Consider the following 12,669-nt stretch of genomic DNA (forward strand, 5'->3'; position numbering starts at 1 on the left):
CATGGTGACTTCTCTCATCGTCCGACTCGTCGCATTGTCGGTACGCCGCCCCGTCTGGGTCGTCGTGCTGTCGCTCGTCATCGCCGTCTTCAGCGGCGTCTACGTCGCGCAGCACTTCAAGATCAACACGGACATCAGCAAGCTCGTCGACGCGGAACCGCAGTGGGCCGCGCTCGGCCAGGCCGTCGACAAGGCCTTCCCGCAACGCAACGGCACGATCCTCGCGGTAGTCGAGGCACCGGCCCCCGAATTCGCGACGGCCGCCGCGCACACGCTCACCGAAGCCCTGCGCAAGCAGGCCGACGCCGGCCGCATCGGCCAGGTCGCCGAACCCGGCGGCGGCCCGTTCTTCGAGCACAACGGGCTGCTGTTCCTGTCGCCGCAGGAAGTGTCGGATACGACGTCGCAGCTCGCGAGCGCGCGGCCGCTCGTCAACGAACTCGCGAAGAACCCGAGCCTGACCGGGCTCGCGACCACGCTGTCCACCACGCTCGGCCAGCCGCTCCTGACCGGCCAGGTGAAGCTGCCCGCGATGGCGAAGCTGCTCGCGCGCAGCGCCGCGACGGTCGACGACGTGCTGGCCGGCAGGCCCGCCGCGTTCTCGTGGCGCGGGCTGGTCGACAGCGATGCCGCACGCCAGCCGGCACGCGCGTTCGTCACGGTGCAGCCGGTCGTCGACTATGGCGCGCTGAAGGCCGGTGCCGAAACGACCCGGGTGATCCGCGACACGGCGAAAGCGCTCGGCATCGAGCAACGCTACGGCGCGGTCGTGCGCCTGACCGGCGAACAGCCGCTCGCCGACGACGAATTCGCGTCGGTGCAAGACGGCGCCGCGCTCAACGGCGTGCTCACGCTGCTCGCCGTGCTCGTGATCCTGTGGCTCGCGCTGCGCTCGAAGCGGATGATCGGCTCGGTGCTCGTCACGCTGTTCGTCGGCCTCATCGTGACGGCCGCGCTCGGCCTCGCGATGGTCGGTTCGCTGAACATGATCTCGGTCGCGTTCATGGTGCTGTTCGTCGGCCTCGGCGTCGACTTCTCGATCCAGTACGGCGTGAAGTACCGCGAGGAACGCTTCCGCGATCCGCGCATCGATCACGCGCTGGTCGGCGCCGCGCACTCGATGGGCATGCCGCTCGCGCTCGCCACCGCGGCGGTTGCCGCGAGCTTCTTCTCGTTCATTCCCACGGCCTATCGCGGCGTGTCCGAGCTCGGCCTGATCGCGGGCGTCGGGATGTTCGTCGCGCTGCTGACCACGCTCACGCTGCTGCCCGCGCTGCTGCGCCTGTTCGCGCCGCCGGGCGAATCGAAGACGCCGGGCTTTCCGTGGCTCGCCCCCGTCGACGACTTCCTCGATCGCCATCGCAAGCCGATCCTGATCGGCACGCTCGCGGTCGTGATCGGCGCGCTGCCGCTGCTCGCGTTCCTGCACTTCGATTTCAACCCGCTGCACCTGAAGGATCCGAACAGCGAATCGATGGCGACGCTGCTCGCGCTGAAGGATTCGCCCGAAGCGGCCGTCAACGACGTCACGCTGCTCGCGCCGTCGCTCGCCGAGGCCGACGCGGCCGCGAAGCGCCTCGACGCGCTGCCGGAAGTCGGCCGCACGACGACGCTCACGACCTTCGTGCCGGCCGACCAGCCGGCCAAGCGCGCCGCGATCGCCGCGGCCGCGAGCGAGCTGCTGCCCGCGCTGACGCAGCCGGCCGCGCCGGCCGCGACCGATGCGCAGCGCGTCGCCGCGCTCAAGCGCGTGTCGGACCTGCTCAGCTACGCGGCGGAAGATCACCCGGGCCCCGGTGCCGCCGCCGCGCAGCATCTGTCGGCATCGCTCGCGAAGCTGGCCGCCGCCGACAGCGCGGCGCGCGATCGCGCCGAACACGCGTTCTCCGACACGCTGCGCATCGCGCTCAACCAGCTCGCGACGCTGCTGCAACCGCAGGACATCACGCGCGAATCGCTGCCGCCGCAGATCGTGCGCGACTGGGTCGCGCCGGACGGCCACGCGCTCGTGCAGATTTCGCCGAAGGTGCCGAAGGGCGTCGACCCGAACGACGACACGATGCTGCGCCGCTTCGCGAAGACGGTGAAGGCGGCGGAACCCGGCGCGACCGGCGGGCCGATCTCGATCCTGCATTCGGCCGACACGATCATCAACGCGTTCCTGCACGCGGCGCTGTGGTCGATCCTCTCGATCACGATCCTGCTGTGGATCACGCTGCGCCGCTTCGGCGACGTGCTGCGCACCCTGGTGCCGCTGCTCGTGTCGGGGCTCGTCACGCTCGAGATGTGCGTCGTGCTCGGCATGTCGCTGAACTTCGCGAACATCATCGCGCTGCCGCTGATGCTCGGCGTCGGCGTCGCGTTCAAGGTGTACTTCGTGATGGCGTGGCGCGCGGGCCAGACGGGCCTGCTGCATTCGAGCCTCACGCACGCGGTGCTGTTCAGTGCCGCGACGACCGCAACCGCCTTCGGCAGCCTGTGGCTGTCGCATCATCCGGGCACGTCGAGCATGGGCAAGCTGCTCGCGCTGGCGTTGACCTGCACCCTGATCGGCGCCGTGGTGTTTCAGCCCGTCCTGATGGGCAAACCGCGCGTCAAACGCGCCAAGAACCAATTGCAAGGAAACAATGAATAAGGTGCGAATCATTGCGGCGACCGTCGCTGCCAGCGCAGTGCTGAGCGGCTGCGCGACGGGCCCGAACCGCAACCCCAACGACCCGCTCGAGCCGATGAACCGGGCGATGTACAAGTTCAACGACACGGTCGACACGAACATCGCCGTGCCGATCGCGAAGGGTTACCAGAAGATCACGCCGACGCCCGTGCGTACCGCGATCAGCAATTTCTTCTCGAACCTCGGCGATCTCGGCAACATGGCGAACAACCTGTTGCAGCTGCGCATCACCGATGCAACGCAGGACCTGATGCGCGTGGCGATGAACTCGGTGTTCGGCGTCGCCGGCCTGATCGACATCGCGACGCCGGCCGGGCTGCCGAAGCATCACCAGGATTTCGGGCTGACGATGGCGCGCTGGGGCATGCCGTCCGGCCCGTACCTCGTGCTGCCCGTGTTCGGGCCGAGCACGATCCGCGACGGCGTCGGCCGCGCGGTGGACGTCCGCTTCAACCTGCTCAACTACATCGAGCCGGCCGTGCGCAATCCGATGTACATCGCGCAATTCATCAGCGCGCGTTCGGATCTGCTCGGCGCGACCGATCTGCTGAAGCAGGCGGCACTCGATCCGTACTCGTTCGTCCGCGATGCGTATCTGCAGCAGCGCAAGTCGCTGACGTATCACGGCCAGACGTCGTCGGCAGCGCTGCCGAACTACACGGAGCCGGGTGAAGCGGGGGCGGTGCCGGCGGCAACGCCGGCCGTGCCGGGCTTGCCGAACTACGAGGATCCGGGCGAGTCGGGCGGCGCGCCGAACAACGCGCCGGCGGCGCCGGGCTTGCCGCAGTACGACGATCCGGGTGCGGACGGCGCGATGCCCGCGAGCGCGCCTGCCGCGGCCTCGGCCGCTGCGCCCGTGGCGGCGCCGAGCGGGGCGACGACGGCGCCGGCCTCCAACGGCGCGCCGATCGCGCCAGCGATGCCGACCCTGCCCGCGAGCGCACCGGCCGCGCAGTAACGCGGCACGGAACCCGCCGACAAGCCGAAGCGCGCTGCATCACGCAGCGCGCTTTTTTTGTGCGTCCGGAAAACGGGAACGGAAGGGGGAGAGGAGAAGCGGCGAACGCCGCTCAGACGATCCGCATCGCGCCCGCACGCTCGAATGCGTGCCGCGCCTGGATCAGCGTCGTGCGCGCCGCGCGCGCGTCGCCCGCGACCTGCAGCAGCGGGCCGAGCTGCGACGGCTGCTTCAGCAGTTCGCGCAGGATCGGCAGGATGGCCGTGCTGCCGTCGTCGCGCAGGCCGGCCGTCGCCGCGCGCGGCAGCGTGCGCCACGCCGGGTCGACGATCGCGCGGCACACCGCGAACGGTACGCCGCGCGACGCCGCGAAGGCCGCGGCGATATGCGATTCCATGTCGACGGCGAGCGCGCCCTTCGCGCGATGCAGCGACGTCTTTTCCTGTTCGCTGACCACCGGCGCGCCGACCGCCGCCATCGTGCCGCGCGTGACGCGTGCCCATACCGGCGTGTCGTGCAGTGCGGCGACGAGCCGCGCGCTCCAGCCCGGATCGGTCTGCACGCGGCCGAACGGCCCGTCGATCGCGTCCGCGATCACGAGCGCGCCGGGTGCGAGATCGGGCGCGAGCCCGCCTGCCGTGCCGAAGCTCACGATGCCCGCGCAACCGCGCGCGGTCGCCTCGGCCAGCGCACGCTCGAGGCGGTCGGCCCGCGCGGCAAACACGGCCTCGACGCCCTGACCGCGCGCGATGCGCGCCTCGAACGCCATCCCCGTGACGGCGATGACGGGCAACGTGCCGTTGTGCTGCGTCGGCGCCACGCGTTACATCCCGACCGTCACGCGCGTCGCGTTGGCGCGCTTCAGGTTGCGATAGCGCGCGAGCGCCCACAGCGGGAAGAACTTGCGATAGCCGTGATAGCGCAGATAGAACACGCGCGGGAAGCCGGTTGCCGTGAAGCGCGTCTCGTCCCACAGGCCTTCTTCGTTCTGCTGAGCGATCAGGTAGTCGACGCCGCGTGCAACGGCCGGGTTGTTCACCTCGCCGGCCGCCATCAGGCCGAGCAACGCCCAGGCCGTCTGCGACGCGGTGCTCGGCGCCTGCTCGAAACCGCGGTAATTCAACTTGTAGCTGTCGCCGTCCTCGCCCCAGCCGCCGTCCTTGTTCTGGATCGACAGCAGCCACTGCGCGCCGCGCTTCATGCGCGGATCGTCCGGCGTCAGGCCGGCCGCGTTCAGCGAGCACAGGGCCGTCCACGTGCCGTACACGTAGTTCATCCCCCAGCGGCCGTACCAGCTGCCGTCCGGCTCCTGCTCCTTCAGCATGTAGTCGAGCGCGCGACGGGCCGGCTCGCTGTTCAGCGGCGTCTCGCCGAGCTGCGACAGCATCGACAGGCAGCGGCCCGACACGTCGGCGGTCGGCGGATCGAGCAGCGCACCGTGATCGGAGAACGGAATGTTGTTCAGGTAGTACTGCGTGTTTTCCGGTTCGAACGCGCCCCAGCCGCCGTCGCTGCTCTGCATGCCGACGACCCATTCGCGCGCGCGCGCCATCGAGTCGCGATACGTGTCCGTCTGCCTGAGCTTCTGCGCGCGGTCCATCGCCATCACGACCACAGCCGTGTCGTCGACGTCAGGGTAGTGCGCGTTCGCGTACTGGAACGCCCAGCCGCCGGGCCGCACGTGCGGCCGGCGCGAGATCCAGTCGCCGCGCACGTCGAGGATCTGCAGCGGGCGCAGCCAGTCGAGGCCGCGCAGCACGGCTTCCTCGGCACGCGCGTCACCGGTTTCGAGCAGCGCATGCGCGACGAGCGACGTGTCCCACACCGGCGACAGGCACGGCTGGCAATACGCTTCGTCCTCGTGCACGACGAGCAGCTTCTCGAGCGCCTTGCGCGCGATCGCGCGGTTCGGATGATCTTCCGCATAGCCGAGCACGTCGTACATCATCACCGCGTTGGCCATCGCCGGATAGATCGCGCCGAGGCCGTCCTCGCCGTTCAGGCGCTCGTCGACGAACGACACGGCCTGGCGGATCGCGCGTTCGCGCGTGTAGTTCGGGAACAGGCCGTCGACCGCGCGCAGCGCATGGTCAACCACGCGGAAGAACGCGAACCAGCCGGGGCTCTGGTGGCCCTGGCGCGGCAGCAGGCCGGCGTTGACGGGCGGGTCGATGAACAGCTCGTCGATGCGCACGCCGCGCGGGTTCTTCGCGATCGGGCGCTTCGCGTTCAGCACCAGCAGCGGCACGATCACGGTCCGCGCCCAGTACGACACCTTCGACAGGTGGAACGGGAACCACTGCGGCAGCAGCATGATCTCGACCGGCATCATCGGCACCGCGCGCCACGGAATCGCACCGTACAGCGCGAGCTGGATGCGCGTGAACACGTTCGACATCTCGGCGCCGCCCATCGCGTGGATCGCACGGCGCGCACGCTGCATGTGCTCGGCGTTCTCGTCGTCGCCGATCACCTTCAGCGCGAAATACGCCTTCACGCTCGCGCTGATGTTCGGCGCGCCGTCGGTGAACAGCGGCCAGCCGCCGTCGGCCTGCTGGATGCGGCGCAGATACTTGCCGATCTTCCGTTCGAGCTCGAGATTCGGCGTCTCGCCGAGATAGTGGACGAGCAGCACGTATTCGGCGGGAATCGTCGAATCGGCCTCGAGTTCGTAGACCCAGTGTCCGTCCGCGTTCTGCGCGGCCAGCAGCGCGTCGGTCGCGCCGGCGACGGCCGCGTCGAGCCCGGCCGGCACGGTGCCGGCGGACAGGGTGGCCATTTCGGTGAGATCGTTCATCGGTCCCTCTGTTGCTTACTGTGTCTGGAGCACGTCCGCGGCCAGCTGGCCGGAACGGATCGCGCCCTCGATCGTGGCGGGCAAGCCGGTGGCAATCCAGTCGCCCGCCAGCACGAGATTGGTCCAGCGCGTACGCACGGCCGGACGTTTCATTTCCTGCGACGGCACCGCCGCAAACCCCGCGCGCGGCTCGACCACGAGCTGCCACGCCGGCATGGTTTCCGGGTTCGCGCCGGTCACGCGCGCGACGTCTTCCCAGATGCGCCGCGCGAGCGCATCGCGCGGCATGTCGAGCCAGCGGCCCGCGTCGCGGATGGTCGCCGCGAGCGGACCGCCGCCGGTGCGCACCGCGTCGACGACGCCGTTGACGACGGTCGTCTGCAGCGGGCCGTCGGCCGGTGTATCGACCGCGAAATACGCGGTCACGACCGCACTGAACGTGTCGGGCGCGGTGAGATCCGGGACGAGCGGCTGCGCGACCTCGGGCGGCACGGCCAGCACGACCGCGTCGCCCGGTGCGAGATCGACGCGCTCGCCGCCGATCGCGACCGCATCGACCGCGTTGCCGTGCGCGCCGAATTCGAACGCATCGAGCCGCGAATTCAGCCGGATCTGCGCGCCGCCGTGCTGCAGCATCCGCAGCGCCGGTTCGACGAACGCGCTGCCGAGCCCGTGGCGCGCGACGAGCGGGCGCCATCCGGAGCCGCCCGCGGCAAACGTGCCGCACAGCGCCGCGCGCGCGAGTTCGGCGCTCGCGTGGCGCGGCTCGACGTTCAGCACCCCGAGGAAATACGGCCGCAGCCAACGGTCCCACAGCACGCCGTCGCAGCGCATCGTCTGTGCGAGTGAGCGGCCGGTGCGCGCGAACGCGAGCGAGGCCAGCGCAAGATAATCGAGCGGCGTGGTGCCCGGCGCGCGCGATGCGGCGTCGAACAGCCACGACGGCCAGCGCCCGTTGCCGAAACGCAGCGTCCAGCGCTGCTGCGACGCGACGTCGACCACCGGACATTCAGGCAGCGCGGGCCCCGTGAGCCGATCGGCCGCGCCGATCGCGCGCAGGTAGCGCTGGGTCGCGGATTGCCCCGCGAAAACCTCATGCAGCCCGCTGTCCAGCGTCGTGTTCAGCACGCCGTCGAACCATGAGCGGCAGCGGCCGCCCGCATGCGCATGCGCGTCGTGCAGCACGATGCGCCGCCCGCGGCGTTGCAGCTCGACGGCGGCCGACAGCCCCGCGAGTCCTGCACCGATCACGTGGACGGTTCTGGGCATCGGCTCAGAACAGCGCGTAGCGCGCGGCGATCATCAGCATGCGCGCCTTCGGCTTGCGCAGCGGCGCGCGCGGGGCGGCGAAGCCGCGCGCGATCGCGGCCTCCAGGATGCAGCGATACGCGCCCGACATGATGCGCGGCGCCTTCACCTGCGCACGCGTGCACGTATCCATCACGGCGTCCGCTTCGCGGAAGTGCTCGAGCGCGCGCTCGACGAGCGTCGCGCATACGCGCGGCAGCGCCGGATCGCGCACGATCGTCGCCGGATCGGTGATCGCGATGCCTTCGCGCGCGAGCAGCTCGCGCGGCAGGTAGCAGCGGTTGATCGCCGCGTCGTCGTCGATGTCGCGCAGGATGTTCGTCAGCTGCAACGCGCGGCCGAGGTGGTGCGACAGCTTGATGCCTGCCGCCTCCGGGATCCCGAAAATCCTCACCGACAGCCGGCCGGCCGCGCTCGCCACGCGATCGCAGAACAGGTCGAGCGTCGGTTCGTCCGGCGCGCAGATGTCCTCGGCGGCGTCCATCGCCATCCCGTCGATCATCGCGTGGAAGTCCTCGCGCTTCAGGTCGAACGCGCGGATCTCGCGCTCGAGCGCGACCAGATGGCGCGGCGGCTGGCCGGCGAAGCACGCATCGATGTCCGCGCGCCAGCGATCGAGGCCCGCGTTGCGCTCGGCGCGCGGCAGGTCGCTGTCGGCGATGTCGTCGACCGCACGGCAGAATGCATAGACCTGGAACATCGCGTCGCGCTGCACGGCCGGCAGGATGCGCATCGCCAGATAGAAAGAACTGCCCGATGTGACGGCAGCGGCGTCGGTTTCTTGTTCGTCCACGACGAGATTGGAAACGGCCAAGACGAGCTCCACGGAGACACCCACGCGGGGCGATTGAAGAAGCCATGCCCGGCTGGGTTGGTCAGGGCGTCAAATGCGTGCGAGATATGCGAACGATCGACGCAGACAGGCACAAATTACCGGCCGGAAGCCGGAATTGGGCGAAAGTATAGCAATCTTTGACGTTCGATGGCGGACACCGCCGCGCCCGGGGGCCCGCGCGGGGCTTGGGAGACCGGCCGCGGCGGGGAGCGGCGCCGCGCCGCCCGTCAGCCGTAGACGATGTCGCGCTGCAGGTCGAGCGCGATGAGCCCCATTTCACGGGTCAGCTGCAGCATCGAGCGGCGTTCGAGCCGCGAGCCCATGAAGCTCGTCACGCGCCCGTCGGGCTCCGCCGTGAACTGGAACGACGGGCCGCCGGTGCCGAACCACGCGCCCGGCACGTCGGGCGATTCCTGCCAGTCGATCTGCTCGAATACGCGCGCGATCCCCGCGCGCACCATGTCGCTCGGGCCGATCGGCGGCGCGGTCTCGCCCAGGTCGTCGAGGGAATAGGGGCCGGGTTTGTCCGGCCGCCGGTAGAAGAGGTAATCGACGTTCATGGGGCGCAATCGGGAGCAAAGCGTCAAATTAGCGCGCTTCGGCGCAAATTCAAATCAGATCAAGACGAAATGTGGCCTGTACGAGACAAAAGCGCCGCATCGCGAGAGCCGGTGCGCGCCCGCGCACGCCCGGGCCGTGCGTTCATGCCGGGGCGCGCAGCTTCGTCGACGCGGCTTCGTCTAAGATGAACATCTTTCTCAAAAAACACGGACACCATGGAGACGAACGTAACCGCCACCGCGCCATCCGACCATCCCGTTTTCGTGCTGGTGCACGGCGCGTGGCACGGTGCGTGGTGCTACGCGCACGTCGCGGCCGCGCTGGCCGCGCGCGGCTACCTGTCGATCGCGCGCGACCTGCCCGCGCACGGCATCAACGCCCACTTTCCCGCATCCTATCTCGAACGGCCGCTCGACAAGGACGCCTTCGGCGCCGAGCCGTCGCCGGTCGCGAACACCACGCTCGACGATTACGCGACGCAGGTGATGCAGGCCGTCGACGACGCGTATGCGCTCGGCCGCGGCAAGGTCGTGCTCGTCGGGCACAGCATGGGCGGCCTCGCGATCACGGCCGCGGCGGAGCGTGCGCCGGAGAAGATCGCGAAGATCGTCTATCTCGCGGCGTTCATGCCCGCGTCGGGCGTGCCGGGCCTCGACTACGTGCGCGCACCCGAGAACAAGGGCGAAATGCTGGGCCCGCTGATGCTCGCGAGCCCGCGCGTCGCGGGCGCGCTGCGGATCGATCCGCACAGCGGCGATGCCGCGTATCGCGGGCTCGTGAAGCGCGCACTGTATGACGACGTGCCGCAGGCCGACTTCGAGGCGGTGGCGAACCTGATGACCTGCGACGTGCCGGCCGCGCCGTTCGCGACCGCGATCCCGACGACCGTCGCACGCTGGGGCGCGATCGATCGTCATTACATCAAGTGCCTGGCCGATCGCGTGATCCTGCCCGCGCTGCAGCAGCGCTTCATCGACGAAGCCGACGCGTTCGTGCCCGGCAAGCCGACGCACGTGCACCAGCTCGACAGCAGCCATTCGCCGTTCGTGTCGCAGCCGGCCGTGCTGGCCGGCGTGCTGGCGGATATCGCGAAAAGCTGACGGAGGCGCGGCACGCGCGGTGTGCGGTGTGCGGTACGCCGCAGGTAACCGCGCTGCGGCCGCGCCGCGCTTACGCGTATGCGATCGACCGGTCGCGCCCGAGCCGCTTCGCGCGATAGAGCGCGGTATCGGCCTCGTTGACGAGCACGTCGCACGCCAGCGCGCCGGTCGTCGCGCACGCGCCGCCGACGCTCGCCGTCACCGGCACGCTGACGCCTTCCGCGTCGACTGGCGTGCTGCCGATCGCGTAGCGCACCTTGTCCGCTACCCGCATCGCTTCGTCGAGATTCGTGCACGGCAGCAGCAGCGCGAATTCCTCGCCGCCGAAACGGCCGAACGTATCCTGCGCGCGCACGATCGACGCGACGCGGCGCGCCGTCTCGCGCAATACCGCATCGCCGGCCGCATGCCCGAACCGGTCGTTGATCGTCTTGAAGTGGTCGAGGTCGAACAGCAGCACCGACAGGTCGCCGCCGTAGCGCTGCCAGCGCGCGAACTCGTCACTGAGCCGCGCCTCGAAGAAGCGCCGGTTCGCGATGCCGGTGAGGCCGTCGAGATTCGCATGCTCGCGCAGCTTCGCGACCGCCTCCTCACGCTCGCGCTGCATCACGCTCACGTGCGTGACGTCCGAGATCGTCACGCACACGGCCTCCACTTCGCGGCCGCGCGTGAGCGGCATGAACGTGCAATCCTGCTGCATGTAGTCGACGCCGCCCGTGATCGGCCGGTCGTGCTCGAAGCGAAACAGGTAGGGCCGCTGCTCCCAAGAGCTGAACGCGAAGCTGCCGAGCTGGAACACGCTCTCGAGCTTGCGCTCGAGCCACGCGCGCGGCAGCGCTGGAAAGCAGTCGAACAGGTTGCGACCGATCACCTCGGCGGCCGGGATGCCGCTGTGGTCCTGCATGAAGCGATTCCACATCAGCACGGTCATCGCGCGGTCGAGCACGAACAGGCCGAAGCCCACCCGTTCGATCACGAGGTCGCTCAGCGACGCGGCAGTGGCGGTGGCGGCGGGGGTCGCGTTCATAGCGCGGACAGCAACGCGTCGAGCGCTTCGCCCATCAGCCGGATCGAGTCCTCGGCCATCAGCATCACGAAATGTGCGCGGAACGCGTGATCCTCGAGACCGAAGTTCACTTCGAGCAGCAGCGCGACGCTCCAGGCCAGCGCGGTCGGCTGGAACACGTCGTCGAACGACACGTTCGCGCCGAGCAGCCCCGGCGGGAAAAACACGGGCTTGCGGCCGAGCTCGTCGAGGATCGACGCGACGCATGCGCTCATCAGCACGTTCGAGACATCGAACACGAGTTCGTCCTGCGTGGCCATGCCGGCATACACGCCGTCGCCGAACGTGCGCTCCATCAGCGACATGAGCCGCGCGACGCCCGCGCTGCGGCACAGCACGATCGCCTCGCCCTTGATGTCGGAACGGAATCCCTGGCGCACGGCCGTCACGTTCTCGTGGATGCCCGTCATCTCGCGCAGCGCGTCGCCCGCATCGGCGGCCTTCACGACGCGCACGCGCGGTACCGACAGCTCGATGAAGTGCCCGAGCAGCAGCGCGAGCCGTGCGGCGGCACGGCCCATCGCGAGGTTGGCGATTTCCTGCAACGCGTCGCGTTGCTCCGCCGTGAACACCGATTCAGGCATACAACCCATACTCCTTGAGAATGGGCAGCAACGCCTCCGACGTCACGGGCTTGGCAACGAATGCGATCGCGCCCAATTCGCGCACGCGTGCTTGCGCCTGCGGCTGGATATCGGCGGATACCACGATCACGAACGTGTTCAGGTCTTCGTGGCGCAGTGTCTCGAGCACCTGATAGCCGTTCATGTCGGGCATCGTCAGGTCCAGAAACATCACGGAAGCCTTGCCGTCACGATAGAGCGCCAGGGCCTCACGACCATTCGCCGCATACGCGACGTCGACGTCCCAGTCTCCCGGCAGTGCCTTTGTCAGAAGTTTGCGAGCGAGCAAGGAGTCGTCGGCGATCACGATCGGCAAAGGCATGGCGGCGAAGCGGTATACGGAATGGTCTCTCTCGCGTTAACGACCGCGCGGCGCGCTTCTTTAGGCGCCATGCGATCAAGCGCGGCCACCGCCGTGCGGCCGCGCGCGGGCGCCGCGGCGCGAGGCACGCGACACACCGCGCCGCAAACGCCGGCGGGCGCATATATCTGTCATGGGGAAAGCAAGGCGCGATTCTCTGAGTAAACCGAAGGCGGTGCAACTCGCCATTTTCACCATTTCGAACAAAATCGCTTCATTCGCCCGGCATTCCGAAAACAGCCGCGACCATTTTCGAGATAAGCACGCAAAATTTTTCTTTGTGTACGTTTGCGCTGCCGGATTCATAGCGTTTTCAAACTTTCACCGTGCCCCTGTCGGAATCACCAGGTTGCACATCGGTGCGGCGGTACGGCGCACGTGCGCAA

Annotated in this window: 11 protein-coding genes; 3 read left to right on the forward strand and 8 right to left on the reverse strand. The window is 69.0% G+C overall.

The window, feature by feature from the left end; genetic code table 11:
• The first annotated feature begins 1 nt into the window (after position 1).
• Together DIE17_RS31515 and DIE17_RS31520 are read left to right on the forward strand one after the other, a co-directional pair.
• Positions 2 to 2,635 carry an MMPL family transporter gene (locus DIE17_RS31515; RefSeq protein ID WP_124921597.1) on the forward strand — a complete coding sequence of 878 codons (2,634 nt, stop codon included), beginning with the start codon at positions 2 to 4 and terminating at the stop codon, positions 2,633 to 2,635.
• Entirely contained in the window at positions 2,628 to 3,632 is a 1,005-nt protein-coding gene (locus DIE17_RS31520; RefSeq protein WP_124529090.1) for a VacJ family lipoprotein, read from the forward strand. Before DIE17_RS31515 ends, DIE17_RS31520 begins: the two co-directional genes overlap by 8 nt.
• Before the next feature lie 112 nt (positions 3,633 to 3,744).
• Here the strand turns inward: DIE17_RS31520 and DIE17_RS31525 are convergent, their stop codons facing one another.
• From DIE17_RS31525 to DIE17_RS31545, 5 genes are all read right to left on the reverse strand, one after another.
• A complete protein-coding gene (locus tag DIE17_RS31525) occupies positions 3,745 to 4,452 on the reverse strand; it encodes a phosphorylase (RefSeq protein ID WP_082088758.1) in 708 nt (235 codons plus the stop codon).
• A 3-nt stretch (positions 4,453 to 4,455) separates the two neighbouring features.
• Entirely contained in the window at positions 4,456 to 6,429 is a 1,974-nt protein-coding gene (gene shc, locus DIE17_RS31530) for a squalene--hopene cyclase (protein WP_124529088.1), read from the reverse strand.
• Positions 6,430 to 6,444: 15 nt separating this feature from the next.
• A complete protein-coding gene (gene hpnE / locus DIE17_RS31535; RefSeq protein WP_124921598.1) occupies positions 6,445 to 7,698 on the reverse strand; it encodes a hydroxysqualene dehydroxylase HpnE in 1,254 nt (417 codons plus the stop codon).
• A 4-nt stretch (positions 7,699 to 7,702) separates the two neighbouring features.
• The gene (gene hpnD / locus DIE17_RS31540; protein WP_044848864.1) at positions 7,703 to 8,551 is read right to left on the reverse strand and encodes a presqualene diphosphate synthase HpnD; all 849 of its coding nucleotides are present in this window, start codon (positions 8,549 to 8,551) and stop codon (positions 7,703 to 7,705) included.
• A gap of 248 nt (positions 8,552 to 8,799) precedes the next feature.
• A complete protein-coding gene (locus DIE17_RS31545; protein WP_044848863.1) occupies positions 8,800 to 9,132 on the reverse strand; it encodes a hypothetical protein in 333 nt (110 codons plus the stop codon).
• A gap of 216 nt (positions 9,133 to 9,348) precedes the next feature.
• Here DIE17_RS31545 and DIE17_RS31550 point away from each other — a divergent pair, with 216 nt between their 5' ends.
• Positions 9,349 to 10,233, forward strand: a complete 885-nt coding sequence (locus DIE17_RS31550) for an alpha/beta fold hydrolase (protein WP_124520170.1) — start codon at positions 9,349 to 9,351, stop codon at positions 10,231 to 10,233.
• Between the two features lie 70 nt (positions 10,234 to 10,303).
• On the opposite strand, the gene DIE17_RS31555 is transcribed toward DIE17_RS31550, so the two are convergent.
• The 3 genes from DIE17_RS31555 to DIE17_RS31565 are packed head-to-tail and all read right to left on the reverse strand — an operon-like array spanning position 10,304 to position 12,244.
• Positions 10,304 to 11,260, reverse strand: coding sequence for a diguanylate cyclase (locus tag DIE17_RS31555; RefSeq protein WP_124921599.1), 957 nt, complete (start codon positions 11,258 to 11,260; stop codon positions 10,304 to 10,306).
• The gene (locus tag DIE17_RS31560) at positions 11,257 to 11,883 is read right to left on the reverse strand and encodes a chemotaxis protein CheC (protein WP_124520174.1); all 627 of its coding nucleotides are present in this window, start codon (positions 11,881 to 11,883) and stop codon (positions 11,257 to 11,259) included. The genes DIE17_RS31555 and DIE17_RS31560 overlap by 4 nt, the downstream gene beginning before the upstream one ends.
• The gene (locus DIE17_RS31565) at positions 11,876 to 12,244 is read right to left on the reverse strand and encodes a response regulator (protein ID WP_040138947.1); all 369 of its coding nucleotides are present in this window, start codon (positions 12,242 to 12,244) and stop codon (positions 11,876 to 11,878) included. Before DIE17_RS31565 ends, DIE17_RS31560 begins: the two co-directional genes overlap by 8 nt.
• Between the last annotated feature and the right edge of the window lie 425 nt (positions 12,245 to 12,669).

This window comes from Burkholderia sp. Bp9099 (assembly GCF_003857805.1).
Lineage (GTDB): Bacteria > Pseudomonadota > Gammaproteobacteria > Burkholderiales > Burkholderiaceae > Burkholderia.